Source organism: Domibacillus tundrae (assembly GCF_000970675.1).
Classification (GTDB): domain Bacteria; phylum Bacillota; class Bacilli; order Bacillales; family Domibacillaceae; genus Domibacillus; species Domibacillus tundrae.
The window spans coordinates 456,286-473,490 of the sequence record NZ_LAJA01000001.1; the positions used below are offsets into that span (position 1 = coordinate 456,286).

Annotated in this window: 19 protein-coding genes, 1 pseudogene and 1 riboswitch; of the genes and pseudogenes, 15 read left to right on the forward strand and 5 right to left on the reverse strand. The window is 45.0% G+C overall.

The window, feature by feature from the left end:
- Positions 1-31: 31 nt before the first annotated feature.
- Together mtnA and mtnK are read right to left on the reverse strand one after the other, a co-directional pair.
- Positions 32-1,063: an S-methyl-5-thioribose-1-phosphate isomerase gene (mtnA, locus tag VQ00_RS02260; protein WP_046178482.1), complete on the reverse strand. Its 1,032-nt coding sequence runs from the start codon at positions 1,061-1,063 to the stop codon at positions 32-34.
- Positions 1,060-2,229 (reverse strand): S-methyl-5-thioribose kinase, encoded by a 1,170-nt coding sequence (gene mtnK, locus VQ00_RS02265; protein ID WP_082091438.1) that lies wholly within the window; start codon positions 2,227-2,229, stop codon positions 1,060-1,062. Before mtnK ends, mtnA begins: the two co-directional genes overlap by 4 nt.
- 88 nt (positions 2,230-2,317) lie before the next feature.
- On the opposite strand from mtnK, the gene VQ00_RS02270 reads away from it, so the two are divergent.
- The 5 genes from VQ00_RS02270 to VQ00_RS02290 are packed head-to-tail and all read left to right on the forward strand — an operon-like array spanning position 2,318 to position 6,545.
- Positions 2,318-3,511: a pyridoxal phosphate-dependent aminotransferase gene (locus VQ00_RS02270; RefSeq protein ID WP_046178484.1), complete on the forward strand. Its 1,194-nt coding sequence runs from the start codon at positions 2,318-2,320 to the stop codon at positions 3,509-3,511.
- A 45-nt stretch (positions 3,512-3,556) separates the two neighbouring features.
- Positions 3,557-4,756, forward strand: a complete 1,200-nt coding sequence (locus VQ00_RS02275; RefSeq protein ID WP_046178485.1) for a 2,3-diketo-5-methylthiopentyl-1-phosphate enolase — start codon at positions 3,557-3,559, stop codon at positions 4,754-4,756.
- Positions 4,753-5,406 (forward strand): 2-hydroxy-3-keto-5-methylthiopentenyl-1-phosphate phosphatase, encoded by a 654-nt coding sequence (locus tag VQ00_RS02280; protein ID WP_172645529.1) that lies wholly within the window; start codon positions 4,753-4,755, stop codon positions 5,404-5,406. Before VQ00_RS02275 ends, VQ00_RS02280 begins: the two co-directional genes overlap by 4 nt.
- Entirely contained in the window at positions 5,403-6,014 is a 612-nt protein-coding gene (locus tag VQ00_RS02285) for a methylthioribulose 1-phosphate dehydratase (protein WP_046178486.1), read from the forward strand. Before VQ00_RS02280 ends, VQ00_RS02285 begins: the two co-directional genes overlap by 4 nt.
- 3 nt (positions 6,015-6,017) lie before the next feature.
- The gene (locus VQ00_RS02290; RefSeq protein ID WP_046178487.1) at positions 6,018-6,545 is read left to right on the forward strand and encodes a 1,2-dihydroxy-3-keto-5-methylthiopentene dioxygenase; all 528 of its coding nucleotides are present in this window, start codon (positions 6,018-6,020) and stop codon (positions 6,543-6,545) included.
- 89 nt (positions 6,546-6,634) lie between these two features.
- On the opposite strand, the gene VQ00_RS02295 is transcribed toward VQ00_RS02290, so the two are convergent.
- Positions 6,635-8,497 carry a transglycosylase domain-containing protein gene (locus tag VQ00_RS02295; protein WP_046178488.1) on the reverse strand — a complete coding sequence of 621 codons (1,863 nt, stop codon included), beginning with the start codon at positions 8,495-8,497 and terminating at the stop codon, positions 6,635-6,637.
- Positions 8,498-8,591: 94 nt separating this feature from the next.
- Complete coding sequence (gene kapB, locus VQ00_RS02300; RefSeq protein WP_046178489.1) at positions 8,592-8,984, reverse strand: kinase-associated lipoprotein KapB; 393 nt, start codon at positions 8,982-8,984, stop codon at positions 8,592-8,594.
- Between the two features lie 134 nt (positions 8,985-9,118).
- Between kapB and VQ00_RS02305 the strand changes: the two genes are divergently transcribed.
- The 6 genes and pseudogenes from VQ00_RS02305 to VQ00_RS02330 all read left to right on the forward strand — a co-directional run.
- On the forward strand, positions 9,119-9,322 hold the full coding sequence (locus VQ00_RS02305; protein ID WP_046178920.1) for a hypothetical protein: 204 nt from the start codon (positions 9,119-9,121) through the stop codon (positions 9,320-9,322).
- A 33-nt stretch (positions 9,323-9,355) separates the two neighbouring features.
- Positions 9,356-9,399, forward strand: a riboswitch (PreQ1 riboswitch).
- Between the two features lie 73 nt (positions 9,400-9,472).
- The gene (gene queC, locus VQ00_RS02310) at positions 9,473-10,135 is read left to right on the forward strand and encodes a 7-cyano-7-deazaguanine synthase QueC (RefSeq protein WP_046178490.1); all 663 of its coding nucleotides are present in this window, start codon (positions 9,473-9,475) and stop codon (positions 10,133-10,135) included.
- On the forward strand, positions 10,135-10,572 hold the full coding sequence (gene queD, locus VQ00_RS02315; protein ID WP_046178491.1) for a 6-carboxytetrahydropterin synthase QueD: 438 nt from the start codon (positions 10,135-10,137) through the stop codon (positions 10,570-10,572). Before queC ends, queD begins: the two co-directional genes overlap by 1 nt.
- Entirely contained in the window at positions 10,569-11,279 is a 711-nt protein-coding gene (gene queE / locus VQ00_RS02320; RefSeq protein WP_046178492.1) for a 7-carboxy-7-deazaguanine synthase QueE, read from the forward strand. Before queD ends, queE begins: the two co-directional genes overlap by 4 nt.
- Positions 11,280-11,555: 276 nt before the next feature.
- On the forward strand, positions 11,556-12,491 hold the full coding sequence (locus tag VQ00_RS02325) for an acetamidase/formamidase family protein (protein WP_046178493.1): 936 nt from the start codon (positions 11,556-11,558) through the stop codon (positions 12,489-12,491).
- A gap of 167 nt (positions 12,492-12,658) precedes the next feature.
- A pseudogene (locus tag VQ00_RS02330) lies at positions 12,659-13,108 on the forward strand (transposase); the annotation flags it as partial.
- A 162-nt stretch (positions 13,109-13,270) separates the two neighbouring features.
- Here VQ00_RS02330 and VQ00_RS02335 read toward each other — a convergent pair.
- Positions 13,271-14,440: a MalY/PatB family protein gene (locus VQ00_RS02335; RefSeq protein ID WP_046178495.1), complete on the reverse strand. Its 1,170-nt coding sequence runs from the start codon at positions 14,438-14,440 to the stop codon at positions 13,271-13,273.
- A gap of 53 nt (positions 14,441-14,493) precedes the next feature.
- Between VQ00_RS02335 and VQ00_RS02340 the strand changes: the two genes are divergently transcribed.
- The 4 genes from VQ00_RS02340 (at position 14,494) to yugI (ending at position 17,181) form a co-directional block, all read left to right on the forward strand.
- The gene (locus VQ00_RS02340; RefSeq protein WP_046178496.1) at positions 14,494-14,757 is read left to right on the forward strand and encodes a DUF1871 family protein; all 264 of its coding nucleotides are present in this window, start codon (positions 14,494-14,496) and stop codon (positions 14,755-14,757) included.
- A gap of 103 nt (positions 14,758-14,860) precedes the next feature.
- A complete protein-coding gene (locus VQ00_RS02345; protein ID WP_046178497.1) occupies positions 14,861-15,361 on the forward strand; it encodes an Lrp/AsnC family transcriptional regulator in 501 nt (166 codons plus the stop codon).
- The gene (locus VQ00_RS02350; RefSeq protein WP_046178498.1) at positions 15,361-16,542 is read left to right on the forward strand and encodes an aminotransferase; all 1,182 of its coding nucleotides are present in this window, start codon (positions 15,361-15,363) and stop codon (positions 16,540-16,542) included. Before VQ00_RS02345 ends, VQ00_RS02350 begins: the two co-directional genes overlap by 1 nt.
- Positions 16,543-16,815: 273 nt before the next feature.
- Positions 16,816-17,181: a S1 domain-containing post-transcriptional regulator GSP13 gene (yugI, locus tag VQ00_RS02355; protein WP_046178499.1), complete on the forward strand. Its 366-nt coding sequence runs from the start codon at positions 16,816-16,818 to the stop codon at positions 17,179-17,181.
- Positions 17,182-17,205 lie beyond the last annotated feature (24 nt).

Here is a 17,205-nt window from a genome sequence, read left to right on the forward strand (position 1 = left end):
GATGTCCAGCTCCAGGCGTCTGCCACTTTTCTTATGAAAACAGCGCAGCGATGTCACGCTCATTCGGTGCGATGACGCCCTTTTCTGTAATAATGCCGGTAATTAGGTCAGCCGGTGCCACATCAAACGCAGGATTAAATACAGCTACGCCTTCTGGTGCAACACGCATCCCGTTGACTTCTGTAATTTCAGTTGGGTCACGCTCTTCAATTGGAATCGCATCGCCATTTGGCGTGTCAAGATCAAAGGTGGATAGAGGAGCTGCGATATAAAACGGAATACCAAATGATTTGGCCAGTACCGCAAGGCCAAATGTTCCGATTTTATTGGCAGAGTCGCCGTTTGCTGCCACCCGGTCCGCACCTGTAATGACTGCGGAGATGTTTTTCGTTTTCATCGTATGAGCAGCCATGCTGTCTGTAATCAGCGTCACATCAACACCGGCCTGCATCAGCTCCCATGTTGTCAGGCGCGCGCCCTGAAAAACAGGGCGTGTTTCGCATGCAAAGACGGACAGATTGATGCCGCGTTCTTTTGATAAAAAGAACGGAGCGAGTGCCGTGCCGTATTTCGCTGTCGCAATGGACCCTGCGTTACAGATTGTCATGACATGATCGCCATCATTAAATAATGGAAGCGCATGCTCGCCAATTGCGCGGCATACGTCTTCATCTTCTTTTTGAATAGCGAGCGCTTCAGCCAAAACATTTTCTCGAAGCGAGTCGGCCGTAGGGGCAGCAACAACGACTTCATTCATTCGGTTCAAAGCCCAAAATAAATTAACCGCAGTCGGACGAGACTGGGATAAATAGCCGCTGTCGATCAATACCTGTTCCTTCACTTCATCAATATCATCAGATGGGTGATTGAGCGCGGACAAAGCGACACCAAACGCTGCCGCAATGCCGATTGCTGGTGCGCCGCGAACGGCAAGTGATTTAATCGCATCAAATACAGCTGGGACTGTTTGGAGCGTTAAATAGTGGGTTACGTGCGGCAGTTTCCGCTGGTCAAGCAGCCGGATGGAGCCGTGTTCCCAGATGACCGATTGTGGAATGTTCATTGAACGGCCTCCTTAACTGCTGCGACGAGCTGATCGGCAGACGTGTACGCTTTACGCTTTTTAACAAAATGAGCGCCGATGGACAATGAATGACGTTTTGCGTCCAGCCGTTTTTTCTCATCATCAATGCTGTCCAAATCTTTGACGTGAGCAAGCCCGATCGTCCGGCGGATCATTTCAAGTCCCATAAATCCTGTTGCCTGCTCAAAAATATCTGCGAGCAGCCAAGTTAAATAACCTTCTGTTTTTGCAAAAGCCTCGGTATTGTTTTCATTCCAAAGTCGGGTAAATTCACCTGTGAAAACATTCCATACCGTCACAATATGTTCGTAAAGCCGCTCTCGGCGGCTTTCTTCCCGCGACAAAGCATTCATGAACAAATTAGCAGTGAAATGCGCGATATCAAAGCCGAACGGTCCATAAAAAGCAAATTCCGGATCAATTACTTTTGTTTCCGTGCTGCTCGCGAAAATGCTTCCAGTATGAAGGTCTCCATGCAGCAGGGCATCTCCGGCTGTTAAAAACTGGCGCTTCAACTGTGCAGCATGAAGCTTTAGCTCGGCATCATTCCACAGTTTTTCCACATCAGCGCGAAGACCCTCTTCAAAATCATTCGTCTCCACATCAAAAAAAGGATCGGTAAACACGAGCCCTTCAGTAATATCACATAATTCCGGATTGCAAAATGTATGCTGCAGCTTCTTTTTTTCTTGTGGGCCCATGGCAAAATCAGACGTTCCATATAAAGTACGCGCAATAAACTCGCCCGTATGCTGCGCAATAAGCGGGTAATCCTCTCCGCCGATTAAACCAGTCCGCGCAATCTCTAAATGCGACAAGTCTTCCATAATGGTAATCGCTAAATCTTTATCAGAATAGTAGACTTTAGGTGTATAGTCAGGCGCAAACGTTCCTTGAAGACGCAAAGCGCGATTTTCTATATCCGCACGCTCAAGTGTTAAAGGCCAGCTTTCACCGACGACTTTTGCGTACGGCAGCGCCTGTTTGACGATAGCGCTTTTTTCTGTTCCTTTTATATGAAACACATAGTTTAAGTTGCCGTCCCCAATTTCATTCGCAGAAACCGCGTCAGACTCTGCAAACAAGCCCAACTTTTTGACGAGTGTAACGGCAGAATCTATCGTTAATGGTTCATAAGAAGACATGATCATTCCTCCAAATATATTTACAATTTGACCAATAATATATATATTTATTTCTGAAATTGCAAGAAAATTTTAAGTGGGTGAATAAATGAAGCAGTTTGATCAATCGAATTTATTAAAATCATTGCCCGACCAATTTTTTGCAGCACTCACAAAAAAAGCGGCGCATTATGTGAATGCCGGGCATGACGTTATTAATCTTGGACAGGGAAATCCGGACCAGCCGACCCCGGATCATATCGTCGAGTCATTAAAAGAAGCGGCGGATCGCCCGGATTTTCATAAATACCCGCCGTTTCAGGGACAAGCATTTTTAAAAGAAGCCGCAGCGGAATTTTATAACCGGGAATATGATGTAGATTTAGATCCGCAAACAGAAATTGCTATTCTTTTTGGCGGCAAAGCAGGGCTTGTCGAATTGCCGATGTGTTTAATGAATCCGGGTGACTACATGCTTGTGCCAGACCCGGGTTACCCTGACTATTGGTCCGGTGCCGCGATGGCCGGGGCAAAGATGGATTACATGCCGCTAATAGAAGAACACCGCTTTTTACCGGATTATAATGAAATTGGCGAAGAACGGCTGGAACGGGCGAAATTGCTCCTCCTAAACTATCCGAATAATCCAACCGGAGCACAGGCAACCCGAGGCTTTTTTGATGAAACAGTGGCGCTTGCGGACAAGCATGACGTTTGTGTGGTTCACGACTTCGCGTATGGCGGCATCGGGTTTGACGGGCAAAAGCCGCCGAGCTTTTTGCAGTCTAAAGGCGCAAAAGAAATTGGTGTTGAGTTGTACACTTTGTCGAAAACGTATAACATGGCAGGCTGGCGTGTCGCGTTTTTGGCAGGGAATAAAAGTATCATTTCAGCTGTTAATTTATTGCAGGACCACATGTATGTAAGTTTATTTAGCGCGATTCAACAGGCGGCTGCTACTGCGCTGACCGGCCCGCAGGATTGTGTGCGTGAACTATCTGACACATACGAACGCCGCCGGAACGTGCTCATTGATGCCTGCCAGGCGATTGGCTGGAATGTAACAGCACCAGCCGGATCTTTTTTTGCCTGGCTGCCTGTTCCGAAGCCGTATACATCAGTCGAATTTGCGGACTTGCTTCTTGAAAAAGCCCATGTGGTAACAGCACCTGGTATTGGCTTTGGTACGTACGGTGAAGGGTATGTGCGTGTCGGATTGTTAACGGATGAAGACCGGCTGACAGAAGCCTTAGAACGAATTGGAGAACTCGGTCTGTTTATTGACAAAACAATCGAAAAATGACACAATCCCAGTAAACTAGTAGGCATTTAGAATGGAGAAAAAGCAATGAGTGAAGTGATCGCAACGTATCGTCTTTTTGATCAAAAAGGCGCATTTGAGAAAAAAGCAGAAGGTATTGCACTTGGTCTCACAATCGGTTCATGGACAGATTTGCCCATCCTCGAACAAGAGCAGCTGAAACATCATAAAGGACGGGTTTTATCGATTCGGAAAACGGGAATTGAAACGGCATATGGACAGGAAGCAGACATAGAAATCGCTTATCCTGCCGCGAATTTCAGTGCGGATTTGCCGGCGATTTTAGTGACGGTGTTCGGGAAGCTGTCACTTGATGGTGCGGTCCGTTTAATCGATTTATCTTTTTCTGAGGAGCTGGCCAGCCTTTTTACGGGTCCGAAATTTGGTGTTGAAGGAATTCGTGCGTTGACCGGTGCTTACAATAGACCTTTATTAATGAGCATTTTTAAAGGAGTGATCGGCCGGGATCTTGCTTATATGGAGGAGCAGCTAAAAGCGCAAATCGCGGGCGGCATCGATATTGTTAAAGATGATGAAATTTTATTTGATAACCCGCTGACACCGTTTGATGAGCGGGTAAAGCTTGGCCGGCAGGTTATTGAACAAAGTGAAGCAAAAGCGCTTTATGCCGTCAACTTATCAGGGCGCACAAGTGAATTAAAAGAAAAAGCACGTAGAGGCATTGAACTTGGGGCATCGGCGTATTTATTTAACGTATTCGCGTACGGGCTTGATGTGTTGCAGGAGCTGGCGGAAGACCCGGAGATCCATGTACCAATTATGGCGCATCCGGCTGTTTCCGGCGCGTTCACGTCAGCGCCGCATCACGGTTTTTCAACTGAGCTCATGCTCGGCAAACTCGTTCGGATGGCAGGGGCTGATTTCACCTTATTTCCCTCGCCATATGGGTCTGTGGCACTTGAACGGTCTGCAGCGCTTAAAACGGCAGAAATGGCGCTCGAAAACAGCGGACATAAGCAGACGTTTCCGGTACCTTCAGCAGGCATCCACCCGGGGCTTGTTCCGGTATTGTATGAAGACTTTGGAATGGATTCGATTATTAACGCAGGCGGCGGGGTTCATGGCCATCCGAGTGGAGCAACAGGCGGCGGAAGGGCATTCCGGCAGGCCATTGATGCAGTTACAGCCGGCCGGACATTAGAACAAGCAGCTGTTAAAAATGAAGATTTGCGTTTGGCGCTCGATTTATGGGGGACAGGCAAATGATGCAAAACCCGGTGTTAATATGTGACTTTGACGGCACGGTCACTGAAAATGATAACATTATCGCGATTATGAAAAAATTCGCCCCGCCGGAATGGGTGTTGCTCAAAGACGGTGTACTGTCGCAGGGGATTTCTATAAAAGAGGGAGTCGGCCGTATGTTTTCACTGCTTCCGTCTTCTCAAAAAGAAGAAATTACTCAATTTATTTTACAGGATGCAAAAATTCGTGAAGGATTTGTTGATTTTGTGACGTATACAAAGGAAGCAGGCATTCCGCTTTATATTGTAAGCGGCGGTATGGACTTTTTTGTTAAGTCGATTTTAAACGGTCTTGTGCCGGATGATCACATTTATTGCAACGAAGCAGACTTCTCGAACAGTCATATTCATATTAGCTGGCCACACACATGCGACGGGCAGTGTACGAATGAATGCGGCTGCTGCAAGCCATCGATTGTCCGTCGAGTCGCCCCAGAGCAGGATATTATTGTGGTTGGGGACTCGGTAACGGACTTGGAAGCAGCCAAGCTTGCCGATCTTGTTATTGCCCGGGATTTGCTCTTGGAAAAAAGTGAAGTACTCGGCTTGAATTACAAACCGTTTCAAACATTTTACGATGTCATTGAGCATGTGAAAGAGGTGGTGAAATGAACGCACTGCAATTAAGATGGAACGATCTTGCAGATGTAAAAAGTGAACTGGCGGCGCGCGACTGGTTTCCAGGAACAAGCGGAAACCTTTCCATTAAAGTGGATGAGCGTTCTTTTTTAGTGACTGCAAGCGGCAAAGATAAGCGAAAAGAAACAAATGAAGACTTTTTGCTTGTCGATCTGGAAGGCAATGCGATTGACGGGTTTGCCGGCAAGCCGTCTGCTGAGACGCTTCTGCACGTTGAAGTATATGGGAAAACAAACGCCGGCTGCAGCCTGCATGTTCATACAGTCGATAATAATGTGATTTCTGAATTATATGGCAAAGCAGGAGAAGTATCGTTCAGCGGCCAGGAAATTATTAAAGCGTTTGGCATCTGGGAAGAAAACGCGTCGATCACCGTGCCGATTATTCCAAATCATGCGGACATTCCAGCACTTGCAAAAGAATTTGGCCAGTATGTCTCGCAAGATGCCGGCGCGGTATTGATTTGCAATCACGGAATTACCGCTTGGGGCCGTGACGCATTTGAAGCGAAGAAATTTTTAGAAGCATACGAATTTTTATTTTCGTGGCATATTAAATTACTTATGTTGAAAGGGAGATAATAAATGGCAGTCATTCAATTTCAAGAAACAGGCGAACGCATTACCGACAAAAACGCAATTGACGCGTTTTTAGGCGCACAGGAAGTCATTTATGAAAAATGGGATATGTCCAAGCTTCCGGAAAATCTGCGTGAAAATTATACCTTATCAGATGAAGACAAGCAGCAAGTACTCGATGCGTTCAGTGCGGAAATTAAAGACATTTCTGAACGCCGCGGCTACCAAGCACAGGATGTTATTTCATTGTCTGAGGGCACACCAAACCTGGATGAGCTTTTAACAAACTTCCAAAAAATTCACATTCACACGGATGACGAAGTCCGCTTTATCGTGAGTGGACACGGCATTTTTGCAATTCAAGCGAAAGACGGTCAATTTTTCAATGTTGAATTGGAACCGGGTGACTTAATCTCTGTTCCTGTGAACACGCGCCATTACTTTACCCTGATGGAAGACCGTAAAGTGGTAGCGGTCCGTATTTTCGTTACAAAAGAAGGCTGGGTGCCAATCTACGACGAAACGAATGCTTAATCTTGATAAGAAGGACCAGGTTTCGAACCTGGTTCTTTTTTATTCAAAAAAATACCCCCGCGTCCAATCGGATGCGAGGGTAAAAGTGTTTATTGCATAATGCGTCGCCAGATCAACTGGTGAGGTGCATATTTTTCCATGTAACGAATGTTATCCCATTCTTCTTCATATTTATCTTTTCCGGTCCATACGGCAGCTGTATACCCTTCTGTTAAGCCAACAAACCATAAGTCCCGGTAGTTGTTTGTTGTACCGGTTTTTCCACCGATATATGAAGTAGCAAAGTTTGCTTTTTTTCCGGTTCCGTTCTTTACAACACTTGTCAGCATATCACGCATTTTATACGAGGTTGCGGTTGACCAGACACGGACAGGTTCTTCATTCCATGTGAATAAGGTATTTCCTTCGAAATCGGTTACGCGTTTAATTGCGTGTGGCTTCGTATAGGTCCCATCGATAAATGAAGTATACGCACTGGCCATTTCAAGTGAAGAAACGCCGACTTCAAAACCTCCAAGAGAGGAAGAAAGGTGTTCTCGGTCAGATTCTAGAATTCTATCAAATTCAAATTTATCTAAATAGCTGAATGACCGCTCCATCCCAGTCCTTACATATAAGCGGGCAGCTGCGGTATTATGAGACTTTGTCAACGCTTCTTTTAAAGTAACCATCCCATATTCTTTTTCGCTGTAGTTTTGTGGGCAGTCACCTTGATAACAGAACTTGTCTGCTGAAACAAGGTCGTTCACACCGGCACCGAACGTATCCATGTAAGGAGCATAGTCAAGCAGTGGCTTGATCGTCGACCCGGGCTGCCGGTATCCTTGATAGGCCCGGTTAAACTGTGTATTGTTATATTTTTTTCCGCCTGACAAGGCAACGATATCACGTGACTGATTCCCGATAACGGCTGCCGATCCTTGCACGGTCGATCCGGCAAGCACGTTATTGACACCTCCGACCGCTTTTGCTTGAATAGACGGATCAAGTGCAGTGTGAATGATTACACCTGATGAGAGTACTTCCGCGACACGGGCACTCAATTTTTCCTGAATCGCGTCCCGCGCATCGCCTTCTGCGTTAATAAGCTGCTGGTCAAACCCTTCTGACTCTGAAATGAGCTTTCTGAATTCTGTCATTGCATAAGTAGAATAATCAGGATATTTATCCAGGCGCTGACGTATATTCAACGTGATTTTTTCATTCTTAATTTGTTCAGCTTCTTCAGATGTAATAAATTCTTCCCGCGCCATGATGTCAATTAATCGTTCCTGGCGTTTCTTTGTATTCTCGAATCGCTTTTGTGGATCATAAAGGGACGGATTGTTCGGAATCGCTGCGATAAAAGCCATTTGCGCTTTAGACAGCTTGTCCACCGGCGTTTGGAAGTAATACTGAGCTGCTGCTTCAACGCCATAGACGTTATGATTGAAGAAAATAACATTCAAATACAAATCTAAAATTTCATCTTTTTCAAGCTTTTTTTCAATTTGATACGAATACAGCACTTCCGCAATTTTTCGGGCAAGTGTCCGGTCCTGCGTTAAATAAATATTGCGGGCTACCTGCTGGGTAATCGTACTTGCACCCTGCTCAATTTCATCCGATTGTGCATTCACCATAAAAGCGCGAATCACGGCGGCCGCATCAACACCAGAATGCTCATAAAAATGCTGGTCTTCTGATTGAAGAAACAGCTCCTTTAAAAAAGCGGGAATTTTGTCGCCTTCCACCACAATTCGATTTGGCTGATGAAGCTCAACATACACATTTCCATTTGTATCTTTTATCTTGCTTGCCTGTGGCAAATCTACTTCATTAATGACTATTTTTTCTTCTACGTAACTATCAAAATTTTGTACTTTTCCAGCTTCTGCATCGGCATAGTAAAAAGTCAATACAGAAAGCGGAACAAGCAAAATAATGAGTACGTATCCTAAAACCGTTCTCATTCACTAACCGCCTTTTTCGAGGTTTAAACGTGCATATGTACCATCATAAAGGAAACAAACATGGAAATAAAGGGCTGTTCTTCACAAAAGTGGGCTATTCGAACGAAACTTTATACATGAGTGCATATTCTTTTTTTACCGACTGAAGTGCTTCAAGACTTCGGGCAGAAAAAGCATCGTTCTTCGCGCTCAATCTCGTTTCAAGCTTCCCGACAGCAGCAATGAGCGAATCATTATACTCACCCGGCTCTTCTTCAAATGGGTGGACGGCTGATCCAGGAATATTTGCTTGTTCGTTAAACGCCAGCGCTTTACGCTCATGGAAAAAAGCCACATTCGCTTCGTTTGGATTATGAAGATCGCCCTGGGCGGGGTGACGCAGAACCGATGAGATTTTTACTGTATAGCCGTCAGGACGTACACCTGTAATCGTCCCGGTGTATTTGCCGGATTTATAATGTGCTGTCACTAAGTCACCAATATTCATTATTTCCCCTCCTTAATGGCTTATTGTATCAATTTTCCTGTGCGAATGGAAATGTCACAATCACGTTGTTGGAATTGTGATGTTCTCCTGCTATAATATACGGGGAACAATGAATGGAGGCATGACGTGTGCTGATGAATCTGTTAATTGGCTTCGGCAACTTTTTATATTTTCCGGAAGACAAAAGCGAATACATTCCGGCAGCGATTTCCATGGGTTTTTTTGTGCTGATGGCGATCGGCACTTTTCTTCTTATTAAGCGTATGTCTAAAAAAGAAGAGGAAAAAACAAAGCATTTAGAAGAACAGATCCGCAGAGCCAACGAGCAGACGAAATAATAATTATAAATGAAAGAAGACATTCCGCTAAAAGCGGGAGAGGTTCGCGAATTCCCTCTATAAAAAACTAAGGAAAAAACCGGCGGATGACGGTTTTTTTCTCGTGTCTTCGCGCACCTTTTCTTTCGAATAGGAAAGAAGGAAACCAATATGTTAAAAAATGAAAAAGCCGTTGTTGTATTCAGCGGCGGACAGGACAGTACAACGTGCTTGTTCTGGGCAAAGCAGACATTTAAAGAAGTCATCGCGGTGACGTTTAATTACGGACAGCGGCATGATGCCGAAATCGATGTAGCAAAAGACATTGCGGCGGATTTAGAGATTCCGCACCATGTTCTGGATATGGGGCTGTTAAATCAGCTGGCGCCAAGTGCACTGACCCGCTCTGACATTAAGATTGAAACAAAAGAAGGGGAACTGCCGTCCACGTTTGTCGAAGGACGCAACTTGTTGTTTTTATCATTTGCGGCGATTCTCGGCAAACAAGCCGGCGCCCGCCATATTGTAACAGGAGTATGTGAAACGGATTTTAGCGGCTATCCGGATTGCCGTGACGCATTTGTGAAATCATTGAATGTGACACTTAATTTATCAATGGATCATGATTTTGTCCTTCATACGCCGCTTATGTGGCTTGATAAAAAAGAAACATGGAAGCTCGCGGATGAGCTCGGCGCGTTTAATTATGTGCGTGAGCGGACGCTCACGTGCTATAACGGTATAAAAGGATCGGGCTGTGGGGAATGTCCGGCATGCTCGCTGCGCCAAAACGGCTTGGATCAATATCTCGAAGAAAAAGGAGGAAACGTGTAATGATGCAGCAAATTTATCCAGCACCGGCGCACGATTTCCGGTACGAATTAAATAAGGACTTTCATTTTGCAGCCGCGCATTACGTGCCGCATGACGAAGCTGGCGCCTGCCGGAAAATGCATGGCCATACGTATTTTGTCAATATTACCGTAGCCGGAGATGAATTGAACGACTCCGGTTTTCTCGTGAACTTTCAGCTCATTAAGTCGCTTGTTCATAAGCGCTTTGATCATACAGTGTTAAATGAAGATGGGTTATTTTCACAAGACATATCGGAACGGTTCCCGACAACAGAAGTGGTGGCCCGAGTGATTTGGGAAGTCATCCAAAAAGAATTGGATGAAACAGCAAACAAGCCAAAATGCTTGCAAGTATTCGTGCGTGAAACACCGACAAGCTATATTATATTTCGTCCGAAAAAAGAGGATTTCTCATGATTCCGGTTCTTGAAATATTCGGTCCGACAGTGCAGGGTGAAGGGGCAGTTATCGGCCGTAAAACAATGTTTGTCCGGACGGCAGGCTGTGATTATCGCTGTTCGTGGTGCGATTCCGCTTTTACATGGGATGGAAGTGCAAAAGATGCCATTCGTAAAATGTCCCCTGCAGAAATTTATGAAGAGCTTGTAGCGACAGGCGGAGATACATTTGACCATGTCACTATTTCTGGCGGCAATCCGGCGCTTTTGCCTCACATCGGCGGACTGCTTGAGCTGTTTAAAGAAAAGGGAATTACGTCTGCACTTGAAACGCAAGGATCGAAATATCAGCCTTGGTTTCATGACATTGATGAGCTGACCATTTCACCAAAGCCGCCAAGTTCAGGGATGAATACCGATTATGACAAGCTTGCACATATTTTAAATGAAGTAAAAGGACAGTCGGTCAGCTTAAAAGTCGTCGTTTTTAATGAGGAAGACTTAGCGTACGCTAAACAAGTGCATCAGGGGTTTTTAGATGTGCCGTTTTATTTGCAGGTTGGAAACGATCAGCTTGATGAAACAGACGACGGCAGGCTTCTTACTCATTTAGCCAACAAATATGAATGGCTGATTAATTTAGTGATGCCAGACTCGGATTTTAAACGTGTACGGGTTTTGCCGCAGCTGCATACATTTGTATGGGGAAACAAAAAAGGGGTATGACAAAAGCCACGACGGCTGGCGTGGCTTGAGGTTGTAGACAAAGCGGTTCTCAAATATTTGACTTGAGACTGCTTTGTCTTTTTTCTTTGCTTAAGGTGAATTACTTAAGCTGGCTGGCGAGCTTTTTATGACTGAGCCGTTTTTATGGCGTTTGGAAAAGCAACCGTAAAGACCCGTTCAATGTTTGTTTATACGACTTGAGTAGCTGGAATACTAAGATATTTGAAATTTAAAAAAGCTTTATGTAAACTATATAGAATAAAGGAGAGATAACCAATGTCGAAAACTCATTATTTTCCAAATGATATTGTGCATTTTGCATGGAGCGTGAACAATGAACCTGTCTTAACTATTCAAAGTGGCGATACAGTGGTTTTTGAAACAAGAGAAGTGACAGATGGACAGTTCAATATTGATTCGACCACAGAAGCCATCGCTGGACTTGACTGGAATCGTGTATATCCCCTTGCAGGACCAGTATACATTGAGGGAGCGGAACCTGGAGATACGCTGGCGGTTGAAATTCTGGATCTAAAAACAAAAGGCTGGGGATGGACAGCTGTTCTTCCTGGATTAGGCCTATTAGCAAAAGAATTTCCAGAGGCCTACTTGCGCACGTTTGATTTATCTGATGGCGAATATATTCACTTCAGGGACGACATCAAAGTACCAATTGAACCTTTTTTAGGTACAATGGGTGTTTGCCCTAAAGATGCGGACAATGTTCCTATTATGCCTCCTGGAACATTTGGGGGGAATATGGATACAAAACAGCTTATGATTGGGACAACGTTATACCTCCCTGTACAAGAAGTCGGAGCACTTTTTAGCTGTGGTGATGGTCATGCTGCTCAAGGTGATGGGGAAGTGTGTGTATCAGCTTTGGAGTGCCCAATGACTTCGAAATTAAAATTTACATTAATTAAAGGAAAATCAATTTCTGCTCCACAGTTTCAAACAAAAGGTGCTTTGACACCAAAAGTAAATCATGCAGGTTTCTATGGGACAACAGGTGTTGGGGCTGATTTGTTTAAAGCGTCCCAAGACGCTCTTCGCGGGATGGTGGACCATATTGCAGAAACATACAATATGCCCAAAGTAGATGCCTACTTGCTTTCCAGCCTATGCGTTGACCTTAAAATATCAGAAATAGTCGATGCTGGGCATTACGTAGTCAGCGCGGTTCTCCCACTGGCAGTATTTGAACAATAATTATTGAGTGCAAACTATACTATTTAATATTTCAGTAGACCCATGTTAAATCACCACCCTTCAAAAAAGTTGTGGTTTTCTGCTTATATTAGGCGCCTTGCGAGAGCGGTACGCCTTCAGGCAAAACAAAAGAACAGCAAAAGCTGTTCTTTCAGAATGTAGGCAAAAAGGAAGGCTTCATGCGAAAGAGCGAATACGCTTATGATGAATACTACAACTGCTATATCTGTCCGCAAGGAGAGATAGTGCGCTACACCACAACCACGAAGGAAGGATACCGCCAGTACAAGTCTGATCCGATGGTATGCGCCGGCTGCCCGTTGCTCGCACAGTGTACACAAAGCCAGAATCACCAAAAGCTGATCCAGCGCCATCTTTGGGAAGGCTGCGTAGAAGAGGCGGACCATCTTCGTCATACATCCGAAGTAAGAGAAATCTATGCGCGGCGCAAAGAAACGATTGAGCGTGTCTTTGCCGATGCGAAAGAAAAGCATGGTATGCGGTGGACAACCCTGAGGGGGCTTAAAAAATTGTCCATGCAGGCGATGCTGACTTTCGCTGCCATGAATTTAAAGAAGCTGGCCTGCCGGACATGGAAAGGTCCGGCAGCCGCCTAAAAATAGGCACTCGCAGAGGGCAAATTGCACAATCCCTGCTCATTTTGCAGTTAGTTTCTGAGAAAACCTCATTAAAATTTGAAAAGGGACTTGGAATGAGGTCATTCCAAGTCCCTTTTGTCTACAGTCTGAAGCCACGCCGGCTGGCGTGGCTTTTTCCTTTTAAAGAGATTCGACCGCTTTTTTCATCCGTTCCATCGTTTCAACAACCATTGAGCGCGGACAGGCGACATTAATCCGCATAAACCCTTCTCCGCCTGGTCCGTACTTGGCGCCGTTTCCAAGCGCGACGCCGTGGTCCAAAAAAAGCGCCAATAATTCTTTATCTGAAAGCCCAAGCGGCCGACAGTCCACCCAGACAAGGTAGCTTCCTTCCGGCTCCATTACGGTAAGAGGCTGAATATGCTGTTCCGCGTAGTCCTTTACAAGACGGGCATTTTCTTGTATGTAATCTATGGCTTCATCGAGCCACTCATGACCATGACGGTAGGCAGCTTCCATTCCGGCAATGCCCATTTGGTTGAGCGTAAACTGACCTTGTTTTGCAAATACCTTTTGAAGCTTGGCACGAACGGCTTTATCCGGAATAATTAAAGAAGATGCCTGCAAGCCTGCTAAATTAAACGTTTTGCTTGGCGCAATGAGTGTCACAGTAAATGCGGCATAACGTTCTGATAACGAGGCAATTGAAATATGCTTATGCGGTTCACGTGTCAGGTCCGCATGAATTTCATCTGAAATGAGAAAGACGTTATGTTTTTCGCAAAGGTCGCCAAGGGTTGTTAATTCTTCCTTTGTCCAGACACGGCCGCCCGGATTATGAGGAGAACAAAGAACAACCATTTTTGCGTGCTCCGTCTTGACTTTTTCTTCAAGATCCGCAAAATCCATTTCATAGCGGCCATCTTTTAACAAGAGTTCATTATAAACAAGTTTGCGCCCATTTTTTTCGATCATATCGAAAAACGGATTATAAACAGGCGGTTGCACGATGACAGCATCGCCAGGCTCTGTTAATGCTTCGACTGCCGCGCCAATCGACGGGACGACACCGTGGTTAAACAGGAGCCATTCTTTTTCAATCGACCAATTATGCCGGTCCGCCATCCAATTGATAATTGCTTCGCGTGTGGAATCTGGCACAATCGTATAGCCGTATACTCCATGCGATGCTGATTGCCCAATAGCTTGGATAACCACATCCGGCGCTTTGAAATCCATGTCTGCTACCCACATTGGCAGCACATCCTCGCGGCCAAAAACTGCTTTTAATCCATCCCACTTTACCGCGTTCGTACCGCGGCGTTCAATTACTTCATCGAATCTTGACATGACTCTCACTCTCCTTGACAATAAACATACATTAAGTTGAAAGGTGAATACAAATGAATGAAACTGCCCAATTAAATTTTGCGCTTGCAGATGTCCTGCAGGCGTTTGATCCCTACAAAGCCGGAGAAGGTTTTTATGAAACAGAAATGGCCGATGCGATTTACGCGGTTCACCAGCAGGAAGATGCGGTGCAGCTTGCGGCTGAAATCCGGCGCATTTATGAACACTCATTTGATGCGCCAATGCCTGGTGGAAACCCAATTAAACTAGCGGAAACATTGTTGATCATTAAAAACAACTCATCTTGCTCTTTGTGAAAAATCACAAAAATGATATGTTTTTTTAGTGTATAAAACAAATGAAGATGATTTTTGTTATAATGAACGATGTAGTTTTGACCATCTAGAGGAGGATTAAGTAATGAAGCTGAATGAAAAAGAAGTGGAAATTCTGGAAATTCTGCAAAAAGACGCGCGTTTTGAAGCAACGGACATCGCGAAAATGATTGGCCTTTCAGAAGCCGAGGTTGCGGAGACGATTCGCCGCCTGGAAGAAGAAAAGGTGATTGTGCATTATGCCACGCTCGTTGACTGGGCAAAAATGGATAATTACACAGGTGTAACGGCGATGATCGACGTGAAAGTGACACCGAAACGTGGCGTCGGCTTTGATGAAGTGGCAGAACGGATTTACCGCTTTAAAGAAGTCAGCTCTGTTTATTTAATGTCGGGTGTATATGATTTGTCGGTGACCGTTGAAGGGAAATCGATGAATGAAATTGCCCGTTTCGTATCCGAAAAATTATCGACGCTTGATTCGGTTGTTTCAACGACGACTCATTTCCAGCTGAAAAAATATAAGCATGATGGCATGATTTATACAACAAAACTTGAAGACAATCGAATCGTGGTGTCACCATAATGACTGTGACGAAAAGTTACGTAGCGAAATCAGTAGAACAAATGCGTCCATCCGGTATCCGGAAGTTTTTTGACTTGGCGGCGACAATGGAAGGAGTTGTGTCTCTCGGTGTCGGCGAGCCGGATTTTGTTACAACGTGGTCGGTACGGGAAGCAGCGATTAACTCGCTTGAACGTGGCTTTACTTCGTATACGGCTAATGCCGGTTTGATCGAACTTCGGCGCGAAATTTCCTATTACATGACTGGACGATTTCATGTAGAGTACTCACCAAAAGAAGAAATTATTGTGACAGTCGGAGCCAGCCAAGCGCTCGATATTGCCATGCGTGCCATCACCGATCCTGGTGATGAAATTATTGTTGTGGAACCTTGTTTCGTTTCGTATGCACCGCTTGTAGAGCTTGCAGGAGGGCGTGCTGTGACGATTGGGACAACGGATGAGACAGGATTTAAATTGCAGCCTGAGCAGCTCGAGGCAGCGATTACAACGAAAACAAAAGCAGTTCTTCTTTGTTATCCGAATAACCCGACAGGTACACAGCTCGACCGGGAGGATCTTGAATTAATTGCCGATATTGTGAGAAAACACGATTTGCTTGTCATTGCCGATGAAATTTATGCGGAACTCGCGTACGATCAGCCGCATACGTCGATTGCGGCACTGGACGGCATGCGTGAACGAACGATTTTAATTAATGGCTTTTCCAAAGGGTTTGCGATGACCGGCTGGCGGCTTGGGTTTACATGTGCGCCGAAAGAAATTTCAAGTGCTATGCTGAAAATTCACCAGTATGCGATGATGTGTGCATCAACACCCGCGCAATATGCAGCGATCGAAGCACTACAGCACGGCATGAGTGACGTGGAAAGCATGAAAAAAGATTACCGGCAGCGCCGTAATTACATGGTGCAGTCGTTTAAAGAAATTGGGCTTGACTGCCACCTGCCGGGCGGCGCGTTTTACGTTTTTCCGTCTATTCAGTCGACGGGTCTTACGTCAGAACAATTTGCAGAGCAGCTTTTGTTAGAAGAAAAAGTAGCCGTTGTGCCGGGATCGGTGTTTGGAGAAGGCGGTGAAGGCTACATCCGCTGCTCATACGCTTCATCAATGAGCCAGCTTCAGGAAGCAGTGAAACGAATCAGCCGATTTCTTGAGAAACGAAAAGGAAGAGCCATTTGAGGCTCTTCCTTTTTTAATTAAATGATCTAAGTGATTGAAATAAGGTGAACAAAATCGCCGCTGGTGCCGCAAATTTAACGAGTACATACCACACATTAAGTAATCTAATGCTCATAGTAGAACCGCACAGTACTTTTTTACCTAAAAATATTGAAATGACTACTGTACTTCTTTTTTTTCGAAAAACCAGTCACTAATTTCATGTCAAACAAAAGTGTGATATAATATCGCGACGCATAAAACAAGAAACCAACTAAAAACTGGAGAGATTTGATGGAATTAAAATTTAAGCCGGGGCAGATTGTGACCGGGAAAATTACCGGCATTCAGCCATATGGCGCATTTGTTGCGCTTGAGCATGGCCGCCAGGGACTTGTTCATATATCGGAAATCACACACGGGTTTGTCCGTGATATTCACGATTATTTGACAGTGGGCGATGAGATTACAGTGAAAGTGTTGTCTGTAAATGAAGATGAAAGCAAAATCAGCTTGTCGATCCGTGCAACAGATGAAGGCGCCCGAAATCAACGGCGGGGCATTCAAATTGATGACGACGGGGATGGCTTTCATCCACTTCAGGACAAGCTGCAAGAATGGATTGAGCAATCAATGAAAGAAGAACGAAAAAAAGGATGACGTAATTGCTTGCGAAGGCTCTAT